Below are 26,625 nucleotides of genomic sequence, written 5' to 3'. Positions count from 1 at the left end.
AATGGCCGACCTTAAGAACGTCATTGCATATCTCGTGACACATTATCCGCACAAGAGCGAGCTGTCCAAAGCACGGTTGACCAAGATGGTCTACCTCGCCGACTGGAAGTCCGCACTCGACCGCGGCAAACCGGTGACGAACATCGCGTGGCGTTTCAACCACTATGGTCCATATGTCGATGATGTACATAAGTTGGCGCTTGAGGACCCCGAGTTCGACGTCCAATCAGAGGTAACGCCGTTCGGGAACCTGAAAGAGAGAATAGTACTAAAGTCGAGAAACATCGACATCCGCGTGGCGGATGACGAAGCTGCCATTCTCGATCATGTTATCGAGCAGACGCGCCGCCTAACATGGGACCCTTTTATTAAACTTGTCTACTCTACTTATCCGGTTCTAAGTGGAGTGCGTGGAGAGCCATTGGATTTGCTCAAGGCTGCAAATCAATATCGCAATGTAGAATCCCACTTTGCTAAGCAATAATGCCTCAATTTTACATACTTCTTGGAAGATCATGGGCTGATCGTTAATCGCGCGGCACGATCATAGGTCGCGATCTGGATCGGCAGCTTTGCGCAGCGGCGTCTAGCAGGCTTATCTCCACGATGTGCGACAATGCGCCCCTTTGCGACAGTGTTTACGCGCTCAGCTGCCGAGTTCCTACGCCGCTCGGGCGCACCTCCCACCCCTCTTACCCGCCCACCCTTGCCTCCCCCCTCAACTCCGGCGACACTGTCGTCGCGAGAAGGGCGGCAGCGAAAGTGCATGAGGTCGTGACACTGGAGGGGTGGTCGTCGCCGTTTGTCGAGTCGGTGACGCGGACGCGGTTTGCGGCTGGCGGCTCGATGAAGATGCAGCCTGGGCTGGGACGTGGTCATTTTCAGGAACGCGGATACGACCACCGTGCTGCGCACCGGGCTGACCACCTCGACTGTTACCCATGACTATGCCGCCGGCGACGAGATCCTGGCGATCGCCTTCAAGGCGAACAGCTTCATGCCGCTGATGCCGGGCGAGATGATGCGCGACCGGGGCGTGGTGCTGCCCACGATCGGCAAGGACCGGTTCCGGCTGGGGTCGGATGTGCTGGAGATCTCGACATTCGACACGGTCGACGGCTTCGTGCGCAAGCTGGTGCGCAATGGAAACGTCGAGGACAACCGGGTGGTCGCGTCGATCGTGTCGGGGCCGGCACCCTTCGGCGCGAGGCGACCAAGCCGCTGAGGCTCTACAGGGCGTGAGACGCGTCCAGCCCTGACACGGCCGACCCCAGCCATCTGAGGCCGCCGCAATGAAGTGCCGGTGCCCGGCGCGGCAGAACCCCTGCCGGGCACGCCATCGTCGCGAGCCTAGGCGTTTACCTGTCCGCGCGCTTCGGCATCACCAGGTCGTCCACGGTGTAGACGTGGAATTCGCTCGACGAGACGGTGTCGAGCTTGCGGAACTTCTCGACAAAGGCCGGATCGGAGAAGAACTCGTCGACATTGCCCGCTCCCTGGATGGCCTCGATGTTGACCACCGTCTTGCCGTCGGTGCTCCTGGCGAGATTGCTCCAGAGGAAGCCTTCCTTGCGCTCGGCCACGTAGTGCACGACGTCCTGGATCAGCCGGAACGCTTCCTCCTGCCGGCCGGGATGGGCGTGGATGACATTGACGACGAAGGTGGTCGGCCGCGGCTTGTCGGTGAAGCCGGCTGCGAATTTCTTGTCCAACTTTGACTCCTGTGTCGCTGGGAAGCGGCTTGCCTGCCGCACGACGACTGGATATCGGGGCAAGGATATCGGATAAATGGTCCGGTATTCGCTACAGACCGGCAATTTTTTCCGCAATCGAGGCAGCATGGACAGGCTTGGATCGCTCGATGTCTTCGTGCAGGCGGCCGAGGGCGGCAGCTTCGTCGCGGCGGGCCAAAGGCTCGGCCTGTCGAGTTCGGCGGTCGGCAAGGCCGTGGCCCGCCTGGAAAAGGACATGGGGGTGCGGCTCTTCCATCGCTCGACGCGCAGCATGGCGCTGACGCAGGAAGGCGGCGTGTTCCTCGACGCGTGCCGGCGCATCCTGGCCGAACTCGACGCGGTGCAGGCGGAACTGTCGAGCGCGTACAATGCCCCGCGCGGGCTGCTGCGGGTCAGCCTGCCGCTGACCGGGATGCTGTTGATGCCGGCCATCTCGGCCTTCATGCGGGCCTATCCGGAAGTGTCGGTGGACCTCGATTTCACCGACAGGCTGGTGGACGTGATCGAGGAAGGGTTCGATGCCGTGATCAGGACCGGCGAGGTCCGCGACACCCGGCTGATGAGCCGCAAGCTCGGCACGTTCCGGCACCGGATCGTGGCCGCGCCGCACTATCTGGCGGCGGCGGGAACACCGCTGGTGCCGGAAGACCTTGTGCAGCACAGGTGCCTGCATCACCGCTATCCGAGCACCGGCAAGCTGGAACCGTGGCCGCTGCTGCGGGACGGCGGGGAGCTGCGCCTCGACCTGCCGACGACGCATGTGGCCAGCACGTTGGAGCCGCTCGTCCACCTCGCCGAATGCGGCTTCGGCATTGCCTGCCTGCCGCCCTTCGCGGTTGCGGCCGAGATCGCGGACGGCCGGCTGCAAACGCTGCTCGACGACCACCTCGCGCCGACCGGCACGTTCAGGGTGCTGTGGCCGACGAGCCGCTACCTGTCGCCGAAGGTGCGCGCCTTCGTGGATTTCATGGCCGCCAACCTGTTTCCCGACCCGGCCTGAGCCGGAAATGCGGGCCGGTCACGGCTTCGGCTTCTGCGGATAGATGGTCTCGCCGCGCTTCAGCATGTCGACGAAGGTCGCGATCTTGTTCCTGCGGCCGGCTTCCGTCTTCATGTTGTGGACGCGGAAGGCGAGGGCGAAGCGGTTCTGCTCGCTGAGCCTGCCGAGCATCGCTTTGGCCTCCGGCTCGGCATCGATGGCGGCCTGGAGGTCGTCGGGGATCTTCATGTCCTTGCCTGACTTGTAGGCGCGGTCCCAGCGGCCGTCGGCCTTGGCCGCATCGACCTGGGCGAGGCCGTGCGCGGTCATGCGGCCCTCCGCGACCAGGCGGGCGACGTTGTCGACGTTGATCTGGCTCCACACGCTCTTGCGGCCGCGCGGCGAATAGCGCTGCAGGAAGCTCGTCTCGTCCAGCGGCTTGCGGATGCCGTCGATCCAGCCCCAGCACAGCACCACGTCGATGGCCTCCCTGGGCGTGATCGACGGCAGGCCGGAGGCGACCTTGTGGACCTTGATCCAGACCTCGTCGGCCTTGTCGTGGTTGGCGCCGAGCCATTGGTAGAAGCTCGCGGCGTCGCGGAACTCGCGGACCTTTTCGGGATCGACCCTGACCGGCGCCATCAGCCGATGCCCCCATCCACAGCGACCACCAACATTCGCATGCTCTTCTCCGCCGGCACGCCGGGCGCTTGTTGCCGAGGCCGGACCGTCGCACAGGACGGAAGTCGCGTCGACGGGTCCAGCCGATGATGCGGGTAGAATTCGGCACGGCAGCAGCAACTCGAAACTTTCCGTGAAGGGAATCTTAAAGCCTGTTCACGTAGCAACTGCATGTATTGCCGCAAGAAGTGCGGAAACGAGAGGCCGGGGGGCGAGTTCGTTTCGCAGTACATGTGAACACGAAGAACGACACCAGATCCAGGTTCAGGCTCTTCGGGCTGCTCTGGCCCTTCATCGTCGTCGTGCTCGTCCAGACGATCATCGCCGGCGCCAGCCTCTACATGCTGTCGGCGGTCCGCGCCTATGTGGCGGGAGAAAGCGCGTGGTCGAAGGGCCAGCGCGACGCCATCTACTACCTGACGCTCTATGCCGACACCGGCGACCAGGACTATTTCGACCACTTCCGGCAGGCGATCGCCGTGCCGCTCGCCGACCGCGAGGCGCGGCGCGCCATGGAGCGGGCGGACCGCGATTACGGCGCCGCCGTCGACGGCTTCCGGCGCGCCGGCAACCACCCGGACGACATTCCCGCGCTGATCTGGCTGTTCCTCAACTTCCGGAACGTGAGCTACCTGTCTAACGCCGTGCAGCGCTGGGTCGATGCCGATCCCAAGATCCAGGAGATCGCAGCGCTCGGCGAAGCCATCCACGCCGATTTCGCCGCCGGACAGGTCTCGCCCGCCCGGAGCGCCGACTGGAAGCTCAAAATCCACCGCCTCAACGATGAGACGACGCCGCTGGCCGACGCATTCTCGCAGTCGCTCGGGCGCGGCTCGCGCGCCATCGCCGGCCTGCTGCTCGGCGTCAACGCGCTGACGGCCAGCCTGTTGATCCTGCTCGCCACGCGGCGCACCGGCAGGCTGCTCGAGCAGCGCGAGGCCTTCGAAAGCGCGCTGAACGCGGAGCGCGAGCGGGCGCAGATCACGCTCGGCTCGATCGGCCAGGCGGTGATTTCGACCGACGCCGCGGGCCGTCTCGACTACATGAACCATGCGGCGGAGACGCTGCTCGGCTGGCGTGGCGACGCGGCGCGGGGCGCGCCGCTCGGTCGCCTGTTCAAGCTGGTTCGGGAAGAGACCGGCGAGGAGGAAGAGGGGCTGATCGAGCGCGTGCTGGCGGGCGAGCCCTACGACGGCAGCGGCGTGCCGCAGCAGCTGGTGCGGCCCGACCGGTCGACGGTGGCCGTGTCGCTCGCGGCGTCGCCGCTCTATGTCGGGCAGAAGGTCACAGGCGCCGTGCTGGTCTTCCACGACCGGACCAAGGAGCAGGAATTCCTGGCGCGGCTGTCGTGGCAGGCGACGCACGACATGCTGACCGGCCTCGCCAATCGGCGCGAGTTCGAAACGCGGCTCAAGGCGTCGCTCGCCGGCCTTGCCAGGCGGCCGGCGGTGCATGCGCTGATGTATCTCGACCTCGACCAGTTCAAGGTCGTCAACGACACCTGCGGGCATGCGGCTGGCGACGAGTTCCTGCGCAAGATCGCCACCGTGCTCGGACAACAGCTGCGGCACGGCGACCTTCTGGCCCGGCTGGGCGGCGACGAATTCGGAATATTGATGGAGAACTGCCCGAGAGAGCCGGCGACGGCGGCGGCCGAGCGGCTGCGCCGCGCCGTGGAGGAGCTGCATTTCGGGTGGGATGGCCGCACCTTCAATTCCAGCGCCAGCATCGGCGTCGTCGGGCTTTCGGACGCGACCTTGTCGCTGGAGGAGATCCTGCGCAGCGTCGACGTCGCCTGCTACCTGGCCAAGGACAACGGCCGCAACCAGGTGCAGTTCCGCGAGATCGGCGACCCCGAACTCGAGCACCGGCTAGGCGAGATGGCCTGGGTGCAGCGGCTGCGCGAGGCGCTGGAGCAGAACCGCTTCCGCCTCCACGCCCAGGAGATCGTGCCGCTCGATCCCGGACGCGCGGAGGCCGGCGCGCATGTCGAGCTGCTGGTCCGCCTCGTCGACGCCGACGGCGCCGTAGTGCCGCCCGGCGCCTTCATTCCGGCGGCCGAGCGCTACGGCCTGATGCCGCTGATCGACCGCTGGGTGGTGCGCTCGGCGCTGGACACGCTGGCCGCCCAGGCCAGGGCCGGCGATTCCGACCCGATCGCCACCTGCGCCATCAATCTGTCGGGCGCGAGCTTCGGCGACGAAAGCTTCGTCGGCTACACGCTCGAGCAGTTCCAGCGCAGCGGGGTCGCGCCGTCGACGATCTGCTTCGAGATCACCGAAACCAGCGCCATTGCCGACCTCGACGCGGCGGCCCGCTTCATCAGGGCGCTGCAGGCGCATGGCTGCCGCTTCTCGCTCGACGATTTCGGCTCGGGCATGTCCTCCTTCAGCTACCTCAAGGCGCTGCCGGTGGACTATCTCAAGATCGACGGCGGCTTCGTCAAGGACATGCTGGACGACCGCATCGACCGCGCCATGGTGGAGATGATCCACCACATCGGCGAGGTGACCGGCAAGCGCACGATCGCCGAGTTCGTCGAGAACGACGACATCGCCGCCGCCCTGCGCGGCATCGGCATCGACTACGGCCAGGGCTTCGGCATCGCGCCGCCGCGCCCCTTCGGCGACCGCTATGTCGGGATCGCGCCACGCCTGGCCATGCTAGATGCCGGGGGACCGGACCTGGCGCTGGCGAGCTGAGAAGGGCTGGCGGTCAGATCATCTCCAGCGGCCGCTTGCGCACCGGCGGCGCAAAGAGCCCGTCGAGCTCGGCGAAATCCTCGGGCAGCAGCTGGATGTCGCGCGCAGCGGCGTTCTGGCGGACGTGTTCGAGGCGGCTCGCCTTGGGGATGGCGATGACGCCGTCCTGGGCCAGCACCCAGGCGAGCGCGACCTGCGCCGGGGTGACGCCGTGGCGGGCGGCGATGCCGCGCAAGCCCCGGTCGCTCGCCAGCTCGCCCTGCTCCACCGGCGAATAGGCCATGACCGGCATGCCGCGTCCGCGGCACCAGGGCAGCAGGTCGAACTCGATGCCGCGCCGCGTGAGGTTGTAGAGGACCTGGTTGGCCTGGGCGTTGCGCCCGCCCTGGAGCCGTTCGAGCTCCTTCATGTCCTCGGTGTCGAAGTTGCTCACGCCCCAGTGGCGGATCTTGCCCGCCCGGCGCAGCTCCTCGAAGGCGGCGACCGTCTCGGCGAGCGGCACGCCGCCGCGCCAATGCAGCAGGTAGAGATCGATGCGGTCGGTACGCAGGCGCTTCAGGCTGGCCTCGCAGGCGCGCAGCACGCCGCTGCGCGAGGCATTGCTCGGCAGCACCTTGCCGACCAGGAAGAGCTTTTCGCGGCGGCCGGCGATAGCCTCGGCCACGATCTCCTCGGAGCCGCCGTCGCCATACATCTCAGCGGTGTCGATCAGGGTCATGCCGAGATCGATGCCGAGCTTCAGGGCGGCCACTTCGTCGGCCGCCCTGCGCCGGTCCTCGCCCATCATCCACGTGCCCTGGCCGAGCACCGGCACCAACTCGCCGGAAGGAAGCGTGGTGGTGGCAATGGGCATGACGGGTTCCTTTCCTGGGTCGATCCCGCCCAGCTTACATGGGCGGATTGGCCTGAAGCCAGGCCTCCATGCGCTTGATCTCGGCTTCCTGGGCGGCGATGACCTCCTCGGCGAGCTTGCGCATCTCCGGGTTCTTGCCGTTCTCCAGCTGGACCTTGGCCATGTCGATGGCGGCCTGGTGATGCGGGATCATGCTGCGGGCGAAGTCGACATCGGCATTGCCCGAGTACTCCATCGACGTCATGGTCTCGTGCATCTTGTCCATGGCCGCCTTGTAGGCCTCTGTCGCCGCGCCGTTCGCCGCCGGTGCGGCCATGCCGCTCATGTTCATGCCGCTGTGATCCATCTGGGCATAGCCGGTGCCGATCGCGGCAAGGCCGACGGTCGTCGCCGCCGACAGGGCAAGCGCGGTCTTTCGTACAAACGTCATTACAGTCTCCTCGTTGAACCAGTCCAAACGCCCGGGAGCCGGATAGGCTCCATCACAGCTTCAGACTGCGCAGCCGCAGCGAATTGCCGATGACCGAGACGGACGAAAGGGCCATCGCGGCGGCGGCGATCATCGGCGACAGAAGCGTGCCGGTGATGGGGTAGAGCACGCCGGCGGCGATCGGCACGCCGAGCACGTTGTAGATGAAGGCGAAGAACAGGTTCTCCTTGATGTTGCGGAGCGTGCCCTGGGCCAGGCGCCGCGCCCGGACGATGCCGGTCAGGTCGCCCTTGACCAGCGTGATGCCGGCGCTCTCCATGGCGACGTCGGCGCCGGTGCCCATGGCGATGCCGACATCGGCGGCGGCGAGCGCCGGCGCGTCGTTGACGCCGTCGCCGGCCATGGCGACGCCCTCGCCCTTGGCGCGCAGCTCGTCGATGAGCGCCTTCTTGCCTTCGGGCAGCATGTCGGCGCGGATCTCGTCGATGCCGAGCTTCTGCGCGACGGCCTTGGCGGTGCGGGCGTTGTCGCCGGTCGCCATGATGATGCGCATGCCGAGGTCGTGCAGGTTGCGGATGGCCTCGGCCGCGGTCGCCTTGATCGGATCGGCGACGGCCACAAGCCCGGCGGGCTTGCCGTCGACGGCGACGAACATGGCGGTCTTGCCCTCGGCGCGCAGCGCATCGGCACGTGCCGACAGGCCGGCGATGTCGAGGCCGAGATCGGTCATCATGGCGGCGTTGCCGAGCGCGATCTTGCGGCCCGACACCGTGCCGGTGACGCCCTTGCCGGTGACCGACTCGAAGTCCTGGGCCTCCGGCACGGCGACGCCGCGCTGGCCGGCGCCGTCGACGATCGCCTCGGCGAGCGGGTGCTCAGACCCCTTTTCGAGGCCAGCGGCCAGCGCCAGCAGCTCGTTCTCGGCCATGCCGTCGGCGACGACCACGTCGGTCAGCTGCGGGCGGCCTTCGGTCAGCGTGCCGGTCTTGTCGACGATGAGGGTGCTCACCTTGGAGAAGCGCTCGAGCGCCTCTGCGTCCTTGATCAGCACGCCAGCCTGGGCGCCACGACCGGTGGCGGTCATGATCGACATCGGCGTGGCGAGGCCGAGCGCGCAGGGGCAGGCGATGATCAGCACCGCCACCGCCGAGACGATGGCGAAGACCATGCTCGGCTGCGGCCCGACGAGCGCCCAGACGATGAAGGAGACGATGGCGATGAGCACCACGGTCGGGACGAAGTAGAACGACACGAGGTCGGCGAGCCCCTGGATGGGGGCGCGGCTGCGCTGCGCCTTGGCGACCATGTCGACGATCTGCGACAGCACCGTGTCGGCGCCGACCTTCTCGGCGCGCATGATCAGCGAGCCATTCTTGTTGAGCGTGCCGCCGGTGAGCTTCTCGCCCTCGACCTTCTCGACCGGAACCGGTTCGCCGGTGATCATCGATTCGTCGACCGAGGAGCGGCCTTCGAGCACGACGCCGTCGACGGGAATGCTGTCGCCGGGGCGGACACGCAGGCGGTCGCCGCTGAGAACCTCCTCGAGCGGCACCTCGCTTTCGCTGCCGTCATCGGCGATGCGGCGCGCGGTCTTGGGCGCGAGGTCGAGCAGGGCGCGGATGGCCGAGCCGGTGCGTTCGCGCGCCCTGAGCTCCAGCACCTGGCCGAGGAAGACCAGCGTGACGATCACGCTTGCGGCCTCGAAATAGACAGGGACCGAGCCGCCATGGGTGCGAAACTGATCCGGGAACAGGCCGGGGAAGAGCGTGGCGACGACGCTGTAGGCGTAGGCCGCGCCGACGCCGAGCGAGATCAGCGTCCACATGTTGGGACTGCGGTTGCGGAACGAATCGAGGCCGCGCTCGAAGAACGGCAGCGCCGCCCACAGCACCACGGGGGTGGCGAGCACGAGCTCCAGCCAGGCGGTGACCCGCTCGCCGATCCACTCGCGGACGGGCAGGCCGACCATCGCCCCCATGACGACGATGACCAGCGGGATCGACAGCGCCGCGCTGATCCAGAAGCGGCGGGTGAAATCGACCAGCTCGGGGCTGGGCCCCTCCTCGCCGGTGGGCATCATCGGTTCGAGCCCCATGCCGCAGATCGGGCAGGAACCCGGCTTGTCGCGGATGATCTGGGGGTGCATCGGGCAGGTGTACTGCGTGCCCGTGGGCACGGCCTGCGCCGCGGGCTTGCCGCCGAGATATCTGGCCGGCTCGGCCTTGAACTTGCCCTCGCAGGCCGGCGAGCAGAAATAGAAGCTGGAACCCTCGTGCTTGAGGAAATGCCTGGCGCTGGAGCGGTCGACGCCCATGCCGCAGACGGGATCGGTGGCGCTGATGTATTTTTCCGGCTCCTTGGCGAACTTGTCGCGGCAGCCGGCGCTGCAGAAGTGGAACAGGTGGCCCTCGCGCTCGAGCGTCGGCTTGCCGGCGGCCGGGTCGACGACCATGCCGCAGACCGGATCACGAATCACATCTTGCGCCGCTTCGGTGCCTTTCGAGGAATGTCCGTGGTGCTGGTGATGTTCATTCATAAGTAAATCCACGCTCCTGTTGCCGAATCGAGCATAATGTCTCCAGCTGGTGGAAGGTCAACGCGTCATTCTCCCTTCCGGTTCGCCCCCGGCGACGGGCCATACCCATGGCGGAAAAATCGCGCTATAGACGCGGCCTCAAGGGCGAGGCCAGCCGAGGCACATGACGAACATCCCGCTCAAGCTCGATCAGCTCATCGACGCGGACGAACTGCGCCGCGAACTCACCGCGCTGACCGCGGCGACGGGCGGCGACGGCACCGATCCGGCGATCCGCGCCAAGGCGCTGCTGCTGTTCAAGGAGCGGATCGCTGCCGGCAAGAGCGTCGCCGAACGGATGCTGATGGAGGACGAGGGCGGCACCGCCTGCGCGACGCGCATCTCGCACTTCATGGACGAGGTCATCCGCGTCCTCTACGACTTCGCCGTCACCCATGTGTACCGGGCCAAGAACCCGTCGCGCGCCGAGCGCATGGCGATCGTGGCGGTCGGCGGCTACGGCCGCGGCACGCTGGCGCCGGGCTCGGACATCGACCTGCTGTTCCTGCTGCCCTACAAGCAGACCCCCTGGGGCGAGCAGATCGTCGAATACATGCTCTACATGCTGTGGGACATCGGGCTGAAGGTCGGCCACGCCACCCGCAACATCGACGAATGCATCCGGCTGTCGCGCACCGACATCACCATCCGCACGGCGATCCTGGAGGCGCGCTACGTCTGGGGCGAGAAGAAGCTCTGCGAGGAGCTCATCGAACGCTTCGACAGGGAGCTGGTCAAGGACACGGGCGCCGAATACGTGCAGGCCAAGCTCGCCGAACGCGACGGCCGCCACGCCAAGTCCGGCGAGAGCCGCTACCTGGTCGAGCCCAACATCAAGGACGGCAAGGGCGGCCTGCGCGACCTGCACACGCTGTTCTGGATCGCCAAATATTACTACCGGGTCCGCACCGGCGCAGAGCTGGTCGACAAGGGCGTGTTCAAAGAGGGCGAATACGGCCAGTTCGTCGAGGCCGAGGATTTCCTCTGGGCGGTGCGCTGCCACATGCATTTCCTGACCGGCAAGCCGGAGGAAAGGCTGCATTTCGACATCCAGCGCGAGATCGCAGAACGGCTGGGCTACACGACGCAGCCCGGCCTGTCGGCGGTCGAACGCTTCATGAAGGACTACTTTCTCGTCGCCAAGGAAGTGGGCGACCTGACCCGCATCTTCTGCGCGGCACTCGAGGAGGAGCAGGCCAAGGACGCGCCGGGCTTCCACGGGCTGCTGCAGGGATTTACGCGGCGGCGGCGCAAGCTCGCCGGCACCAGCGACTTCATCATCGACAATCAGCGCATCAACGTCGCCGACGACAAGGTGTTCGAGCGCGACCCGGTGAACATGCTGCGCTTCTTCTGGTTCGCCGACCGGCACGGGCTGGAGCTGCACCCCAACGCGCTGAAGCTCTTGACCCGCTCGCTGGGGCTGGTGGACAGGGGGCTGCGCCGCAACGAGGAGGCCAACCGCTACTTCCTCGACATATTGACCTCGGACCGCAATCCCGAGCTCAACATGCGCCGCATGAACGAGGCGGGGCTGCTTGGACGGCTGATCCCCGACTTCGGCAAGATCGTCGCCATGATGCAGTTCTCGATGTACCACCACTACACGGTGGACGAGCACCTTTTGCGCTGCATCGGCGTGCTCTCCGAGATCGAGCACGGCGACGGCGAGAAGATCCACCCGCTCAGCCATTCGCTGATCGGCGGGCTGAAGAAGCAGCGCGAGGTGCTCTATGTCGCGGTGCTGCTGCACGACATCGCCAAGGGGCGGCCCGAGGACCATTCCGAGGCGGGCGGCAAGATCGCACGCCGCATCTGCCCGCATATGGGGCTTTCGCCGTCCGACACCGAGACGGTGGCGTGGCTGGTCGAGAACCACCTCGCCATGTCGATGACGGCGCAGACGCGCGACCTCAACGACCGCAAGACCAGCGACGACTTCGCCGACGTTGTGCAGTCGGTGGAGCGGCTGAAGCTGCTCCTGATCCTGACGGTGTGCGACATCCGCGGCGTCGGCCCCGGGGTTTGGAACGGCTGGAAGGGCCAGCTGCTGCGCACCCTCTATTACGAAACCGAGCTCCTGCTCACCGGCGGCTTCTCGGAGCTGTCGCGGGCCGAACGCACGGCCGCGGCGCGCGACACGCTCGCGGCGGCACTCGAGGCCTGGCCGGAGAAGGCGCGCGGGAAATATGTCAAGCTGCACTACGAGAACTACCTCCTGACCGTCGACCTGGACGACCAGAAGCGGCACGCCGAGTTCATCCGCGCCGCCGACGAGGCGGGCAAGCAGCTGTCGACCATGGCGCGGACGCGCCAGTTCGAGGCCGTCACCGAGATCACGGTGCTGGCGCAGGACCACCCGCGCCTGCTTTCGGTGATCGCCGGCGCCTGTGCCGCCGCCGGCGGCAACATCGTCGACGCGCAGATCTTCACCACCGCCGACGGCCGCGCGCTGGACATCATCCTGATCTCGCGCGAGTTCGACCGCGACGAGGACGAGCGCCGTCGCGCCGAGCGGGTGGGCGGGCTGATCGAGGACGTGCTTTCGGGGCGCGCCTGGCTGCCGGAAATGATCGCCAAGCGCACCAAGCCCAAGCGCGGCCACAAGACCTTCCGCATCCAGCCACGGGCCGAGATCCGCAACGCGCTGTCGAACCGCTTCTCGGTGGTCGAGGTCGAGGGCCTCGACCGGCCGGGCCTTTTGTCGGAGATCACCGGCACGCTGTCGGACCTGTCGCTCGACATCGCCTCGGCGCACATCACCACCTTCGGCGAGAAGGTCATCGACACCTTCTACGTGACCGACCTGACCGGCCAGAAGATCGACAACCCCACCCGGCTCGACAACATCCGCGCCCGCCTCATCGCCACGATGGAAGGCCCCGCCCACGAGCGCGCCAGAACCAAGGCAGCGGCCGCGGAATGACGGTGGCGGCTTGCATTTTACGACGCCCCCTCGCCCGGCCTCCGCTTCGCTCGGCCACCCTCTCCCCGGCGGGGAGAGGAGGTTGAGACACATCGCGCCAATTTTGCCTGATTCACTTGGGCGTATTCAGCCTTCGCGTGAGGGGGACAGGGCCGGCACCAGCAAACAGCGGCGGACAATCCTTTGAGCCTTGTGAAAAAATTCGCAACCGTCGCGTCCGGCACGCTGATGAGCCGGGTGCTGGGCTTCGCCCGCGAGATGCTGATGGCGGCCGCCCTCGGCACCGGGCCGGTGGCGGACGCCTTCTATGCGGCATTCCAGTTCCCCAACACGTTCCGCAGGCTATTTGCCGAGGGCGCCTTCAACGCCGCCTTCGTGCCGCTCTTTGCCAAGGAGATCGAGGCCAATGGCGTCGAAGGGGCCAAGCGCTTCTCGGAGGAGGTGTTCGGAGCGCTGTTCTCGGCGCTCCTGGTGCTGACCATCGCCATGGAGCTGGCGATGCCGCTGATCGTGCGCTTCGTGGTGGCGCCGGGCTTCGCCGACGACGCCGGCAAATACGACCTGACGGTGGCGCTGGCGACCATCATGTTCCCGTATCTGATCTGCATGTCGCTGGCGGCGATGATGAGCGGCATGCTCAATTCACTGCGCCGCTATTTCGCCGCGGCGGTGGCGCCGGTGTTCCTCAACATCATCCTGGTCGGGGTTCTGGCCAATGCCTGGTATAACGGCCATGACGGGCTGAAGGTCGGCTATGCACTCGCCTGGGGCGTGCTGGCGGCGGGGCTCGTACAGCTCGCCATCGTCTGGATCGCGGTGCGCCACGCCGGCGTCTCGATCGGCTTGCGCCGGCCGCGGCTGACGGCCAACGTCAAGCGCCTGCTGTGGCTGGCGATGCCCGCCGCGATTACCGGCGGCATCACCCAGATCAACACGCTGATCGGCACGGCCATCGCCTCGGGCCAGGACAGCGCGGTGTCGTCGCTCAACCTCGCCGACCGGATCTACCAGCTGCCGCTCGGCGTGGTGGGCGTCGCCGTGGCGATCGTGCTGCTGCCGGAACTGGCGCGGGCGCTGAAGGCCGGCAACATGGCCGAGGCCTCGAACCTGCAGAACCGCTCGGTCGAATTCACGCTGTTCCTGACGCTGCCGGCGGCGGCGGCACTGCTGGTCATCTCCGAACCGATCATCCGCGTGCTCTACGAGCGCGGCGCCTTCGGCGCGCAAAGCACCGAGGTCGTGTCGTCGATCCTCGCCATATTCGGCCTCGGCCTGCCAGCCTTCGTGCTGATCAAGGCCTTCACGCCCGGCTATTTCGCCCGCGAGGACACCCGGACGCCGATGGTCTTCGCGGCGATCTCGGTGGCGGTCAACATCGCCACCGCGCTGATCCTTTTCCCCTCGATGGGCGCGCCGGGCATCGCCACCGCCTCGGCGCTCGCCGGCTGGGTCAATGCGGGCCTGCTGCTCGTCGTGCTGGTGCGGCGCGGCCACTGGGGCCGCGATCCCGGCCTTATGCGGCGCATCCCCCGCCTGGTCCTGTCCGCCGCAGCGATGGCAGGCGCGCTGTGGTTCGCCGCAGACACCGCCGGGCCGTGGCTCGGCTCGAGCGTCCCGCTCTACACGCAGGCGACGGCGCTGTTCGCGCTCGTGCTCGGAGCGATGGTCGTCTACTTCGCCGTCGCCTTCGCCATCGGCGGCGCCGACATCGGCATGATCCGGCGGAACGTCAGGCGGAAATCGTCCAATGCGACAACGCCGACAGAAGCAGAATAGACTGCCAGAACCATGCGGCCGCGAGCCTCGTGGGAGCTTTGCCACATAGGGGCGGTATGCTGCCGCGTCAGTCCCCCCGGCGTCGCCGAGAAGGCCGACGGATGGCGCAGGGCCGCTCCCAAATTTGCAGTTACGTCGACGAAGTGATGGGCTATATCGGGTCAGCTTCGGCATGACTACCGGCCAAGTACGGAGGGGGAGCGCATGAGACTACCGGAGGGATGCGTCGTCCGCGACCTGGCCACGCACATGGACGATCGCGGTGATCTGACTGAGATTTTCAGGCTTGAATGGGGCACCGGCATAGAGCCGGTACAATGGAATTTCGTGCGCAGCGAAGCCAATGTGCTCCGAGGCGTGCATGTCCATGTCGTCCACTCCGATTATCTGGTGTGCATGGAGGGATCGATGGTCCTGGCGCTCGTCGACATCAGGCCGGAATCGCCAACGCATGACCTGTCGACCACGGTTGTCCTCAAAGGCGAACGCTTGCAAGCCGCCCTCGTGCCGCCCGGCGTGGCGCATGGCTTCCATTTTCCTGACCGTTCGAGCCTCTGCTATTCAGTCTCCCACTATTGGAATCTCGTCGACGAGATCGGCTGCCGATGGGATGACCCAGCGCTCGGGCTCGACTGGCGGGTTGTCGACCCCAAGCTGTCGCCGCGCGATACCAACGCCGGCACCGCAGCCGAGATGACTCGGCTGTTCCTGGAGGAACGCCAGCGGCTGAGCATGGCCCATGACTGACATGCCCTATGTGGGGCTGGTCGGCTGCGGTGGCTGGGGCCGCCTCATCCTTCGCGACCTCAAGTCGCTCGGCGCGATGGTCGCCTGTGTAGCGCCGGGCGAACGATCGCGCTCCAACGCCGAGGCGAATGGCGCCGATCTCATCGTCTCGCGCCTGGAAGACCTGCCGGTTGTCGAGGGCGTGGTCGTCGCAACCCCCAGCAACAGCCACGGCCGCGTGCTCCTGCGCCTGTGCGAGCGTAACGTTCCGCTCTTCGTCGAGAAGCCCCTGACTTCAGATCATGCGACGGCCAAGCTGCTCGCGGAGACTGCACCCGACAGGATCTTCGTGATGGACAAGTGGCGCTATCACGGCGGCATCGACCGCATCGCACAATTCGTAAGAAGCGGCGAACTGGGCGACCCGATTGGTCTCAGACTGTTCCGGTTGGGCTGGTCGATGACGCACAACGAAGTCGATCCGATATGGAACCTTCTGCCGCACGACCTGTCGATCTGCCTGCACGTGCTGGACGACCTTCCACCCGTCGTCACGGCTTTCGGCGACGGGCTAGGCCCTGCTACAAGCGGTTTGGTCGCATTGCTGGCGCGCGATGGCGGGCCCCGCGTCGTCATTGAAACCTCGGCCCATCATCCCGTGAACCGACGCTCCGTCATCCTGGCGTGCAGCAGAGGAACCGTGACGTTGAACGGCAGCCTGGACGAAGAACTGATCCTGCGTCGCGGCACTCCCGACGACCTCGGCGCACCTGAAATCAAGGTGCCGATCACCACAGACATGCCGCTCAAAGCGGAACTCGCAGCCTTCCTAAGCCACCTGCGCGGCGGACCTGCGCCCATGAGTTCGGCGATGGAAGGTGCGCTCATCGTGGAACGCGTCTGCGATATCCGACGCATGGCGGGCCTGCCGGGATGAGCGCCAGGGGCATCAACCCGCCAACCTTCTCCGTCGTCATGGCTGCCTACAATCGCGGCCACCACATCCTTCCGTCGATACAGTCCGTCCTGGGGCAAAGCCTGCAGGACTTCGAATTGCTGGTCATCGGCGATGCATGCACCGACGACACTTCGGAAGTGGTGGCATCGGTCGGCTCGCCAAAAATAAGGTGGTTCAACCTGCCGGAGCGAGGCGGCAGCCAGTCCTTTCCCAACAACGAGGGCATTGCCCGCGCGGTTGGACGCCACATCGCCTATCTCGGTCACGACGACATCTGGGCACCGAACCACCTCTCGGCGCTGGCCGACCTGTTCGAGAGCGACCCGACGGCGGATTTTGCGATCAGCGGGACCATCTATCACGGACCGCGTGCCAGCAACTATCGCCTGGTCACGGGCATCTTCGATGACGGACGGACCGCCTCGGAGCATTTCTTTCCGCCGTCGAGCGTGGCGCACAAGATCGACGTCGTCGACCGGATAGGAAGATGGCGGGCTCCGTCGGACATCGTTCCCCCTGTCGACGCGGAATTCCAGCTGCGTGCCGCAGGCGCGGGCATGCGGTTTGTCTCGACGCAGCGCATCACGGTGCACAAATTCGCCGCCGGCCACCGTTACCTCTACTACCTGAAACAGGCTTCGGACGAACAGGCGCGCATGCTTCGCCGCATGAGTTCGCCGGGCTATACAGGCTATGTGGCGTCCGAGCTGGCAAGATCGAAGGCATCGGGCACCTTCATGACAGCACGGTTTCCGAGCTTCGATAGCTACTCGAAGGGGCAGCTGGCAGAGCTGAATGGCAGAAACAGGGGCGTTGTCCGGCCGGAGCTCAAGCCGCTGCTTGGGCCGGAGATCATCCGCCAGGACAACCACACCAGGGCGCTGGACTGGCTGCCCAATGCGAGCGACCCCGACTGGATACGTTGGGTCGGCTGCAATCCGCGGCCCAAGCTGCTCGTGCCATTCAAGGCTTCGGAGCCGGTCGCCGTTCGGCTGAGCCTTTGGCATCGCGACCCGGAGGCACTGAAATCCCTGAGACTGTCGGTCAACGGCGTTCCGACAAAAGCGCGGATCGGCCGGCTGCGCCAGCGCGGCAACCTCTGGAAGGCCAAGGCGTCGCTCAATGTGCGGCTCAAGCCGGACGACTACACCATCCTGGAGCTGCACCTCAACAAGCTGCAGCGGCCAACCGCGCAACGCCCCGGACTAGGCGTAGCCAAGATCGAAGTCACGCCATCGAGCTGGCGCGGTCTCCTTGGGCGCCTCGGGAGGCTGGTCGCCTCGATCGGTACGGCGCGCTGACGCCACTTGCCCGTTCCCGCGCCTTCGTCCATAAGCGCCACTCGCATTTCGCCGCGCGCGAAACGGCCCTCCACAAGCCACGGGATCACTCATGACCGCCTACAAGCCCCTCGTCTTCTCCGGCGTCCAGCCGACCGGCAACCTCCACCTCGGCAACTATCTCGGCGCCATCCGCAAGTTCGTCGCACTGCAGGAAACCAACGACTGCATCTATTGCGTCGTCGACCTGCATTCGCTGACCGCGCAGCTCGTCCATGACGACCTCGAAGGCCAGACGCGCTCGATCACCGCGGCGTTCCTGGCTTCCGGCATCGATCCCAAGAAGCACATCGTCTTCAACCAGGCGCGCGTGCTGCAGCATGCCGAGCTTGCCTGGATCTTCAACTGCGTGGCGCGCATCGGCTGGATGAACCGCATGACGCAGTTCAAGGACAAGGCCGGCAAGGACCGCGAGAACGCCTCGCTCGGCCTGCTCGCCTATCCGAGCCTGATGGCGGCCGACATCCTGGTCTACCGCGCCACCCACGTGCCGGTGGGCGACGACCAGAAGCAGCACCTGGAGCTGACCCGCGACATCGCCCAGAAGTTCAACAACGACTTCTCGGCGCGTATCGCCGACCTCGGCATCGGCGTCGAGATGCAGATGGGCGAGGAGACGGTGAACGGCTACTTCCCGATCACCGAGCCGATCATCGGCGGGCCTGCAGCGCGCATCATGAGCCTGCGCGACGGCTCGAAGAAGATGTCGAAGTCGGACCCCTCGGACCTGTCGCGCATCAACCTGACCGACGACGCCGACACGATCTCGAAGAAGATCAAGAAGGCCAAGACCGATCCGGAGGCGCTGCCGAGCGAAACCGACGGGCTGAAGGAGCGTCCCGAGGCGGAAAACCTCGTCGGCATCTATGCCGGCCTCGCCGACATGTCGAAAGAGGAGGTGCTTCGGGAGTTCGGCGGCCAGCAGTTCTCGGTGTTCAAGCCGGCACTTGCCGATCTCGCGGTGGACAAGCTGGCGCCGGTGGCCGGCGAGATGCGCCGCCTGATGGCCGATCCGGGCTACATCGACGGCGTGCTGCGCGACGGCGGCGACCGTGCCCGCGTCCTCGCCGAAGCGACGATGAAGGACGTGCGCCGGATCATCGGCCTGCTCGACGACTGACAACGTGCCGGCGCCGGCCTGCTTGCGGGCGGCCGGCGCCGGTGGCAGATTGCTCGCCGGTACGCCCACGCACAGCAAGGTAGCACATGGTCTCCAAACGCCTCAGCAAGGAAGCCGGCCATCGGCGCAAGTTCCTGGCGATCATCGACGAGACGCCGGAATGCGAGCGGGCCGTGGCCTATGCTTCGAAGCGCGCGAGATCGACCGGCGGCGTGCTGGTGCTGCTTTACGTGATCGAGCCGGACGACTTCCAGCACTGGCTGGGCGTGGAAAAGATCATGCGCGAGGAGGCGACCGCCACGGCCAACGGGGCGCTGGACACCCATGCCTCGAAAGTGCGCGAGACCCTCGGCATCGAGCCAGAGCTGGTGGTGCGCGAAGGCCGCCCCGCCGAGGAGATCCACAAGCTGATCGAAGAAGACCAGGACATCGCCATCCTGGTGCTGGCGGCCGGCGCGGGCAAGGAAGGCCCCGGGCCGCTCGTCGCCTCGATCGCCGGCAAGGCGGCCGCCTTCCCGATCCCGGTGACGGTGGTGCCGCAGAACCTGTCCGACGAGGACATCGACAGCCTGGCCTAAAAACCGGGCGCAACATATTGGCGCGGAGGCGCGCCAGCGGCTTGAATGTCGGCCGCCATGAGCCTAATTAGAACTATTCCAAAGTGACGGCCCGCCGACGCGGCGGCCATGGAGATACGGCCATGTTCATCCAGACCGAAGCGACCCCCAACCCGGCGACGCTGAAATTTCTGCCCGGCAAGGAAGTGCTGGTGGACGGCACCGCCGATTTCCGCGACGCCGACAGCGCGCGCGCCGCCTCGCCGCTGGCCGGCCGGCTGTTCGACATTCCGGGCGTCACCGGCGTGTTCTTCGGCTACGACTTCATCACCGTGAGCAAGGACGGCCCGGACTGGCAGCATCTCAAGCCGGCGATCCTCGGCTCGATCATGGAGCATTTCATGTCGGGTGCGCCGGTGATGGCGCGCGAAAGCGCGGCGGGCGCCGGGCATCAGGCGGACAGCGAGGAATTCTACGACCAGGCCGACGCCGAGATCGTGGTGACGATCAAGGAACTGCTCGACACGCGGGTTCGCCCGGCGGTCGCCCAGGACGGCGGCGACATCACCTTCCGCGGCTACGAGAACGGCACCGTGTTCCTGCACATGAAGGGCGCCTGCGCCGGCTGCCCGTCGTCGACGGCGACGCTGAAGCACGGCATCCAGAACCTGCTCCGGCACTTCGTGCCTGAGGTGCAGCAGGTCGAGCAGGTGGCCTGAGGCTGCCCGTCAATTCTACTCCCCCGGCCATCTGACGCAGTTTTCTGCGCTTCCGGTGCTCACGGACCTGAACGTCCGCTGCGCTCCGGTTCTCGAAAACCACCCCAGATGCCTCGGCGGAGCGAATTGCCGGAACAGCCTCACTACTGACCCAAAAACAAAAAGCCGGGCCTTGGAGCCCGGTTTTTGTTTGCGACGTCCGTGTTGCCTGGACGGTTCGCGGTTAGATCACGATGACCTTGGTGCCGACCTCGGCGCGGTTGTAGAGGTCGATGATGTCCTGGTTCATGAGGCGGATGCAGCCCGACGACATGGCCTTGCCGATCGACCACCATTCCGGCGTGCCGTGCAGGCGGTAACCGGAGTCGCCGCCCTTGTTGTAGAGGTAGAGGGCACGCGCGCCGAGCGCGTTCTTGGGGCCGCCAGGCATGCCGCCCGACCATTTGGCGAGCTCCGGCTGGCGCTTGATCATCGCCGGCGGCGGCGTCCACACCGGCCATTCGCGCTTGAGCGCGATACGGGCGGTGCCCTGCCACTCGAAGCCCTCGCGGCCAACGCCGATGCCGTAGCGGATCGCCTTGCCTTCGGGCTGGACCAGATAGAGGAACTTCTGCCCGGTATCGACGACGATGGTGCCCGGCTTCTCGTCGGTCTCGTAGCGCACGATCTGGCGGTGGAACTGGCGCGGCACCTTGCTGATCGGGATGGTCGGCAGCTGGTAGCCGGCATCGACGCGGGCGCCGTAGTCGTTGGAGAAGATGCGCGACACACCGTCGGTCGAGCAGCCCGCGAGTGCGGCGGAAAGCACCAGTGCGGCGGCGATAGCAGAGAATTTCAAGCGCATGCTGGATTCCCGAAAGGAGCGACGCCCAGGCCGATTCGGCCTCATTTCCGCCACCATTCTTAACGGTCCGGCATTTTGCTTGCCAAGCCTCGCGAGCGCCCATTGCCGCCGCGACCTTAACTAAGGTGGAAGCTATGGCATTTCGGCAACACGCAGGACGGGAAAGCGGATGCAGCCAGCGAGGCGAAGTTGAGGAAGCCCAAGCAAGCATATTCACGGCAACAGCCGCCCCAAGGCGGGTTCAAAACGTGAACAAATGATGCCATGATCGGTGCATGCCGATCATTTCGCCGCTTGCCCAAAATCCCCTCGTCGACGGCCGCCAGTCGGACCGCGCCATGCTGGTGCGGCGCGGCGTGCAGCGCCTGCTCTCCCAGATGGGGGCGCATGTGCTGCCCGAGCTGTCGCTGGCGACCGGACGGCGCGCCGACCTCGTGGCACTGACGCGCCAGGGCGACATCTGGATCATCGAGATCAAGTCGTCGGTCGAGGATTTCCGCACCGACCGCAAATGGCCGGACTACCGGCTGCATTCCGACAGATTCTTCTTCGCCACCCATCCCGAGGTGCCGGCGGAAATCTTCCCCGAGGAATGCGGCTTCATCCTCTCGGACGGCTACGGCGCCGAGATCATGCGCGAGGCGCCGGAACACCGGCTGGCGGCGGCGACCCGCAAGGCACTGATGCTGAGGATAGCGCGCGCCGGCGCGGCGCGGCTGCTGGCGGCAGAACTGGCAGGGGTGTCGGTGCCGGCGCTGGAGGGGGAGAGCGAGTAGTGAGTAGTTAGTCGTTAAAAGCCGAAAACGGCGCCTGTTGAGCAAGCGCTGCCCCCACTACTCTCTACTCACTATTTGCCATTCACGCTATCTCGGCGCCCGCTTGGCAAGGATACGCTGCAGCGTGCGGCGGTGCATGTTGAGCCGGCGGGCGGTCTCCGAGACATTGCGCTCGCACATCTCGTAGACGCGCTGGATGTGTTCCCAACGGACGCGGTCGGCCGACATCGGGTTTTCCGGCGGGGCCGCGCGCTCGCCGCCCGAATTGGTCAGGGCCGCAAAGACGTCGTCGGCGTCGGCCGGCTTGGACAGGTAGTCGATGGCGCCGAGCTTCACCGCGGTGACTGCGGTGGCGATGTTGCCGTAGCCGGTGAGGATGACCGTGCGGGTGTCCTCGCGGCGCTCGCGGATGGCGGACACCACGTCGAGGCCGTTGCCGTCGCCCAGCCGCATGTCGACCACCGCATAGGCGGGCGGATTGGCGCGCACCTTGGCGACCGCCTCCTCGACGCTTTCGGCCGTGTCGACGGCGAAGCCGCGGCTTTCCATGGCGCGCGCCAGGCGCGTCAGGAACGGCTTGTCGTCGTCGACGAGAAGCAGAGTGTGGTCTTCGCCCGGCAGCCCGCCTGCAATGTCCTGGGTGGTCATCACATCTTATCCTTTTTGTCCTTGATCCCAGTCGTCCTTATGGTTTTCCACGCAGATATAGGTGCAAAGCCCGGATGTCCAATGCCAGGCCCGTGAAAGCGCCGCCTGGCTCGCTCAGGCGGTGTCGAACATAGTCGAACCTGCCGGCGCCGGATTGAGGAAGACGGCGCGCGGCCAGGAAATCTCGACCACCGCGCCCTCGCCCGGTCCGCTCGAATTGGTGAAGCTGATCTCGGCGCCGGAGCGCTCGAGCAGGGTCTTGGCGATGAACAGGCCGAGGCCGAGGCCGCCGCCCGGCTCGGCGCCCTGGCGGGTGGACATGTAGGGCTCGCCGATGCGGTCGATGATGTCGTGCGGGAAGCCCGGACCGTCGTCCATGATGCTGAAGGTGACTTCCTCGTCGTCCCAGCTCCAGTGGATGGTGACGCGGCTGCGGGCGAAATCCACCGCGTTCTCGACCAGGTTGCCGAGGCCGTAGATGACGCCCGGGTTGCGATGGCCCACGGGCTCGGGGCCGATGCGTTCGCCGGGGTCGAGCTTGATGGCGATGCCGAAATCGCGGTGCGGTGCCGTGACCTCCTCGACCAGCGAGGTGAGCGGCAGCCGAGCGAGATGCTCCTCGCCCTCCGACGACAGGCTGGTGAGGCGCTTCAGGATCTCGCGGCAGCGCTCGCTCTGGCTGCGCAGCAGGGTGACGTCCTCGCCGAACTTCGGATCGTTGCCGAGGGCGCGCTCCATCTCCTTGGCGACGAGCGTGATGGTGGCGAGCGGCGTGCCGAGTTCGTGGGCGGCCGCGGCGGCGAGGCCGTCCAGCGCCGACAGGTGCTGCTCGCGCTGCAGCACGAGTTCCGTCGCGGCGAGCGCATTGGCGAGCAGGCGCGCTTCCTGGGCGACGCGGAAGGCGTAGATGGCGGTGAACGCGATCGAGCAGGACACGGCGATCCAGATGCCGGCGGTGTAGATGAAGGGCATGGCCAGGACGATGCCCTTGTACCAGGGCAGCGGCAGATGGAAGAAGGCGAGCAGGCTGACCATGGCGATGACGAGGCCGGCGAGCACGGCGGTGAGGCGCAGCGGCAGCGAGGTGGCCGAGATGACCACCGGCACGGTCATCAGCAGCGAGAAGGGGTTGGACAGGCCGCCGGTGATATAGAGCAGGCCGGCGAGTTGCAGGCTATCGAAGGTGAGGATGCCGAAGGCGGCGATCGGCCGGAGCCGGTGGGTGGCCGGATAGCGGAAGGCAAGCAGGAGGTTGAGCCAGGCGGAGCTGGCGATCAGCGCGAAGCAGAGGCTGACCGGCAGCGGGAATTCCAGCACGTAGGCGACCACCACCACGGTGATGCTCTGGCCGACGATCGCCAGCCAGCGCAGGCGGATCAGCGTATTGAGACGGAGCCTGTGGCTATGTTGCAGGTCTGGCTTGGGGGTCAGCGGGTTCATGTCGGCTTTATGCGCTGCAACAGGCGCTCGCGCCAAGCCCCAGAGCCTATTGCATCCCGAAATCGGGATGCGGCTCTATGTTCTTCCTGGGTGAGCATGATCTTTTTTCGAAAACCGGTGCCTTCGCTGCGCGGACCTTCGGTTCGGGATGATGCTCAGGTGCCGCGCGGCTTGGCACGGCTGGTGGCCTTGGCCTCCAGCGGGTTGTCGGGCCAGACATGCTTGGGATAACGGCCGCGCATGTCGGAGCGCACGTCGGCCCAGGAGCCGCGCCAGAAGCCGGGCAGGTCGCGCGTCGTCTGGATCGGACGATGCGCCGGGGACAGAAGTTCGAGCGTGAGCGGCACCGTGCCGCCGGCGATGGCGGGGTGCTTGTCCATGCCGAACAGCTCCTGCACGCGCACGGCCAGCACCGGCCATTCGCCGTCGTAGCGGATCGGCACGTGGCTGCCCGAGGGCGCGTCGAAATGGGTGGGAGCGAGCGAACCGATCCTGCGCTGCAGATCGTGCGGAACGAGCGACATGAGCGCATCGTGAAGGGTGCCCGCGCCGATACGCGCGAAAGAGGCCTCGCCGCGCAGGAAGGGCAGCAGCCAATCGTCGAGCCGCGCCAGAAGTGCCTCGTCGGACATGTCCGGCCAGGGCTCGCCCAGGCCGCGGTGAAGCCAGGACAGGCGCTGGCGCAGGGTCTCGGCCTCCTTGCCCCAGTCGAGCAGACCGAGCCCGTGGGCGCGCAAGGCGTCGAGGATGGCGCGGTCGGCCGCCTCGCCGGTGGGTGCCGGCAGCATGCGCTCCGACAAGGTGACGGCGCCGAGCCGGACGGTCTCGCGGACGCGGACCGAGCGCTTTTCCCGGTCGAAGCTGGCGTCCGTCCGGCGTTCGAGATGGCTTGCCAGAACAGCACGAATGTCGGCCTCGGACACCGCCGCCGCGGAGGCGATGCGGGCGTTCTGGGCCTTGCCCTGCAGGTCGGCGACGACGAGGTAGGACTCGCCGGCGAGCGGATCGGCGGCATCGACGGCAGCGCCGCTGCCATTGGCGAGCACGAAGCGGCCGCGCTCGCCGCGCGCCCTGGCGACGCGGTCGGGCCAGGCATAGAGGAGAAGGGCGCCGGGGGTTTGCGAGCCATCTGCCATCACGTCGCGGGAAGGTTTGCGCCGCCCCTCATCCCCTGCCGGACCTTCTCCCCGTGATGACGGGGAGAAGGAGGATGGCCGCGACGCCGACGCCCCCCTCTCCCCGTCATTCACGGGGAGAGGGTAAGGGTGAGGGGCATTCTTTCCGGCCTGCCGCGCCAGCCGCTCGGCCAGTTGCCGCGCGGCGGTTGCACGAGGCGAGCGCTCGGTGCGGAAGCGCGAGAGACGACGTTCGAGATCGGCGCTGTCGCCGCCGAGGCCGCGCTCGGTCATCAAGACGGCGAGTTGGGCGGCCTCCGGCCCGGCGCCCTGGCGGGCGGCCTCGGCGACCATGTGGGCGAGACGCACCGGCAGCGCCAGCCGGCGCATCGCCTGGCCGGCCTCGGTCAGGCGGCCGTTGGCGTCGATTGCATCGAGCTCGCGGAGAAGAGCGCGCGCCTCGGCCAGCGCCGGCGCCGGCGGCGTGTCGAGGAAGGAGAGCGTGGTCGGGTCGGCGACGCCGAAGGCGGCGCAGTCGAGCATGAAGCCGGACAGGTCGGCCTCGAGGATTTCCGGCGGCGAAAAGGCGGGCAGCGCCGCCGTCTGCTCGGCGCGCCAGAGGCGGATGGCGATGCCCGGGCTGGTGCGGCCGGCACGGCCGGCGCGCTGGTCGGCGGCGGCGCGGGACGCCCGCACCGTCTCCAGCCGGGTCAGGCCGCTCGCCGGCTCGTATCTGGGCAGGCGCGACAGGCCGGAATCGACGACGACGCGGACGCCGTCGATGGTGATCGAGGTCTCGGCGATCGAGGTGGCGAGCACCACCTTGCGGCGGCCGGCGGGCGCGGGGCGGATCGCCGCGTCCTGCGCCTTGCCGTCGAGCTGGCCGTAGAGCGGCACCACGTCGACATCGGCAGCCAAGCGGCCCTCCAGGCGCTCGGCGGTGCGCTCGATCTCGCGCTGGCCGGGCAGGAAGGCGAGCACGCTGCCCTGCTCGTCGGCAAGGGCGTCGCGGATCGCCCTGGCCATGGCGTCCTCGACGGCCGTGCCAGCGGGACGCTCGTCGTAGCGGATCTCGACCGGAAAGCTGCGACCCTCGCTCGCGACGACCGGCGCGCCGTCGAGCAGCTTCGACACCCGCGCGCCGTCGAGCGTCGCCGACATGACGACGAGCCTGAGGTCGGGACGCAGGGCGCCCTGCACGTCGAGCGCCAGCGCCAGGCCGAAATCGCCGTCGAGCGAGCGCTCGTGGAACTCGTCGAACAGGACCGCGGCGACGCCGGGCAACTCCGGATCGTCGAGGATCATGCGGGCGAGCACGCCCTCGGTGACGACGAGGATACTCGTCTTCGCGCCGACCTTGTTTTCCATGCGCATGGCATAGCCGACGGTGCCGCCCGGCTCCTCGCCGAGGAGCGAGGCCATGCGGCGGGCGGCAGCACGTGCGGCGAGCCGGCGCGGCTCGAGCAGCACGATCCTGGCGTCGCCGCGCCAGGCGGCGTCGAGCAGCGCCAAAGGCACCAGCGTGGTCTTGCCGGCGCCGGGCGGGGCGACCAGCACGGCGCTGCTGCCTGAGGACAGGGCCTCGGCAAGTTGCGGCAGGACCGCCGTCACCGGCAGGTCGGGGAGCTTGGTCATCGGCAATCGTTCCGGTCAGCCGCACAGACGGCCCGGGCGGAATATCAGGCGCGGACAGGGAGAGGCAATGGTGGGGAAAGGCAACCATGCGA

Annotated in this window: 22 protein-coding genes; 13 read left to right on the top strand and 9 right to left on the bottom strand. The window is 67.0% G+C overall.

What is annotated here, in order from left to right; translation table 11 throughout:
* Window position 1: 1 nt before the first annotated feature.
* On the top strand, window positions 2-484 hold the full coding sequence (locus PV773_RS22505; RefSeq protein WP_347968516.1) for a Panacea domain-containing protein: 483 nt from the start codon (window positions 2-4) through the stop codon (window positions 482-484).
* A gap of 387 nt (window positions 485-871) precedes the next feature.
* Window positions 872-1,225 (top strand): hypothetical protein, encoded by a 354-nt coding sequence (locus PV773_RS22500; RefSeq protein WP_347968515.1) that lies wholly within the window; start codon window positions 872-874, stop codon window positions 1,223-1,225.
* Window positions 1,226-1,358: 133 nt separating this feature from the next.
* Here PV773_RS22500 and PV773_RS22495 read toward each other — a convergent pair whose 3' ends face one another.
* Window positions 1,359-1,712: an antibiotic biosynthesis monooxygenase gene (locus PV773_RS22495; protein WP_347968514.1), complete on the bottom strand. Its 354-nt coding sequence runs from the start codon at window positions 1,710-1,712 to the stop codon at window positions 1,359-1,361.
* A 127-nt stretch (window positions 1,713-1,839) separates the two neighbouring features.
* On the opposite strand from PV773_RS22495, the gene PV773_RS22490 reads away from it, so the two are divergent.
* A complete protein-coding gene (locus PV773_RS22490; protein ID WP_347968513.1) occupies window positions 1,840-2,733 on the top strand; it encodes a LysR family transcriptional regulator in 894 nt (297 codons plus the stop codon).
* Window positions 2,734-2,751: 18 nt separating this feature from the next.
* On the opposite strand, the gene PV773_RS22485 is transcribed toward PV773_RS22490, so the two are convergent.
* Window positions 2,752-3,354, bottom strand: a complete 603-nt coding sequence (locus PV773_RS22485; protein ID WP_347968512.1) for a YdeI/OmpD-associated family protein — start codon at window positions 3,352-3,354, stop codon at window positions 2,752-2,754.
* A 272-nt stretch (window positions 3,355-3,626) separates the two neighbouring features.
* Between PV773_RS22485 and PV773_RS22480 the strand changes: the two genes are divergently transcribed.
* Window positions 3,627-6,095 carry an EAL domain-containing protein gene (locus tag PV773_RS22480; protein ID WP_347968511.1) on the top strand — a complete coding sequence of 823 codons (2,469 nt, stop codon included), beginning with the start codon at window positions 3,627-3,629 and terminating at the stop codon, window positions 6,093-6,095.
* Between the two features lie 13 nt (window positions 6,096-6,108).
* Here PV773_RS22480 and PV773_RS22475 read toward each other — a convergent pair whose 3' ends face one another.
* Genes PV773_RS22475 through PV773_RS22465 form a run of 3 tightly spaced genes read right to left on the bottom strand, consistent with a single transcriptional unit; the run spans window position 6,109 to window position 9,914 of the window.
* Window positions 6,109-6,948 (bottom strand): aldo/keto reductase, encoded by an 840-nt coding sequence (locus PV773_RS22475; RefSeq protein WP_347968510.1) that lies wholly within the window; start codon window positions 6,946-6,948, stop codon window positions 6,109-6,111.
* A gap of 34 nt (window positions 6,949-6,982) precedes the next feature.
* Complete coding sequence (locus tag PV773_RS22470) at window positions 6,983-7,378, bottom strand: DUF305 domain-containing protein (protein ID WP_347968509.1); 396 nt, start codon at window positions 7,376-7,378, stop codon at window positions 6,983-6,985.
* A gap of 52 nt (window positions 7,379-7,430) precedes the next feature.
* The gene (locus tag PV773_RS22465) at window positions 7,431-9,914 is read right to left on the bottom strand and encodes a heavy metal translocating P-type ATPase (RefSeq protein ID WP_347968508.1); all 2,484 of its coding nucleotides are present in this window, start codon (window positions 9,912-9,914) and stop codon (window positions 7,431-7,433) included.
* Between the two features lie 163 nt (window positions 9,915-10,077).
* On the opposite strand from PV773_RS22465, the gene PV773_RS22460 reads away from it, so the two are divergent.
* From PV773_RS22460 to PV773_RS22425, 8 genes are all read left to right on the top strand, one after another.
* Window positions 10,078-12,879 (top strand): [protein-PII] uridylyltransferase, encoded by a 2,802-nt coding sequence (locus PV773_RS22460; protein ID WP_347968507.1) that lies wholly within the window; start codon window positions 10,078-10,080, stop codon window positions 12,877-12,879.
* Window positions 12,880-13,062: 183 nt separating this feature from the next.
* The gene (murJ, locus tag PV773_RS22455) at window positions 13,063-14,655 is read left to right on the top strand and encodes a murein biosynthesis integral membrane protein MurJ (RefSeq protein WP_347968506.1); all 1,593 of its coding nucleotides are present in this window, start codon (window positions 13,063-13,065) and stop codon (window positions 14,653-14,655) included.
* A 204-nt stretch (window positions 14,656-14,859) separates the two neighbouring features.
* Complete coding sequence (locus PV773_RS22450) at window positions 14,860-15,402, top strand: dTDP-4-dehydrorhamnose 3,5-epimerase family protein (RefSeq protein WP_347968505.1); 543 nt, start codon at window positions 14,860-14,862, stop codon at window positions 15,400-15,402.
* On the top strand, window positions 15,395-16,318 hold the full coding sequence (locus PV773_RS22445) for a Gfo/Idh/MocA family oxidoreductase (protein WP_347968504.1): 924 nt from the start codon (window positions 15,395-15,397) through the stop codon (window positions 16,316-16,318). The genes PV773_RS22450 and PV773_RS22445 overlap by 8 nt, the downstream gene beginning before the upstream one ends.
* Window positions 16,315-17,640, top strand: a complete 1,326-nt coding sequence (locus tag PV773_RS22440) for a glycosyltransferase family A protein (RefSeq protein ID WP_347968503.1) — start codon at window positions 16,315-16,317, stop codon at window positions 17,638-17,640. Before PV773_RS22445 ends, PV773_RS22440 begins: the two co-directional genes overlap by 4 nt.
* A 91-nt stretch (window positions 17,641-17,731) precedes the next feature.
* Window positions 17,732-18,799, top strand: coding sequence for a tryptophan--tRNA ligase (gene trpS / locus PV773_RS22435; RefSeq protein WP_347968502.1), 1,068 nt, complete (start codon window positions 17,732-17,734; stop codon window positions 18,797-18,799).
* Window positions 18,800-18,885: 86 nt separating this feature from the next.
* Window positions 18,886-19,377, top strand: a complete 492-nt coding sequence (locus PV773_RS22430) for a universal stress protein (protein ID WP_347968501.1) — start codon at window positions 18,886-18,888, stop codon at window positions 19,375-19,377.
* A 122-nt stretch (window positions 19,378-19,499) separates the two neighbouring features.
* Entirely contained in the window at window positions 19,500-20,075 is a 576-nt protein-coding gene (locus PV773_RS22425; RefSeq protein WP_340041205.1) for a NifU family protein, read from the top strand.
* 223 nt (window positions 20,076-20,298) lie between these two features.
* Here the strand turns inward: PV773_RS22425 and PV773_RS22420 are convergent, their stop codons facing one another.
* Entirely contained in the window at window positions 20,299-20,919 is a 621-nt protein-coding gene (locus PV773_RS22420; protein ID WP_347968500.1) for a L,D-transpeptidase, read from the bottom strand.
* Window positions 20,920-21,194: 275 nt separating this feature from the next.
* Here PV773_RS22420 and PV773_RS22415 point away from each other — a divergent pair, with 275 nt between their 5' ends.
* The gene (locus PV773_RS22415; RefSeq protein ID WP_347968499.1) at window positions 21,195-21,695 is read left to right on the top strand and encodes an MmcB family DNA repair protein; all 501 of its coding nucleotides are present in this window, start codon (window positions 21,195-21,197) and stop codon (window positions 21,693-21,695) included.
* A gap of 87 nt (window positions 21,696-21,782) precedes the next feature.
* Here PV773_RS22415 and PV773_RS22410 read toward each other — a convergent pair whose 3' ends face one another.
* From PV773_RS22410 to hrpB, 3 genes are all read right to left on the bottom strand, one after another.
* The gene (locus PV773_RS22410; RefSeq protein ID WP_347968498.1) at window positions 21,783-22,343 is read right to left on the bottom strand and encodes an ActR/PrrA/RegA family redox response regulator transcription factor; all 561 of its coding nucleotides are present in this window, start codon (window positions 22,341-22,343) and stop codon (window positions 21,783-21,785) included.
* A gap of 114 nt (window positions 22,344-22,457) precedes the next feature.
* Window positions 22,458-23,783, bottom strand: coding sequence for an ActS/PrrB/RegB family redox-sensitive histidine kinase (locus tag PV773_RS22405; protein ID WP_347968497.1), 1,326 nt, complete (start codon window positions 23,781-23,783; stop codon window positions 22,458-22,460).
* 155 nt (window positions 23,784-23,938) lie between these two features.
* Window positions 23,939-26,533, bottom strand: coding sequence for an ATP-dependent helicase HrpB (hrpB, locus tag PV773_RS22400; protein WP_347968496.1), 2,595 nt, complete (start codon window positions 26,531-26,533; stop codon window positions 23,939-23,941).
* Between the last annotated feature and the right edge of the window lie 92 nt (window positions 26,534-26,625).

It is taken from the genome of Mesorhizobium sp. CC13 (assembly GCF_039907765.1).
Taxonomy (GTDB): domain Bacteria; phylum Pseudomonadota; class Alphaproteobacteria; order Rhizobiales; family Rhizobiaceae; genus Aminobacter.
Note: the sequence above shows the minus strand (reverse complement) of the source record. Positions and strands in the feature narration are given on the sequence as shown.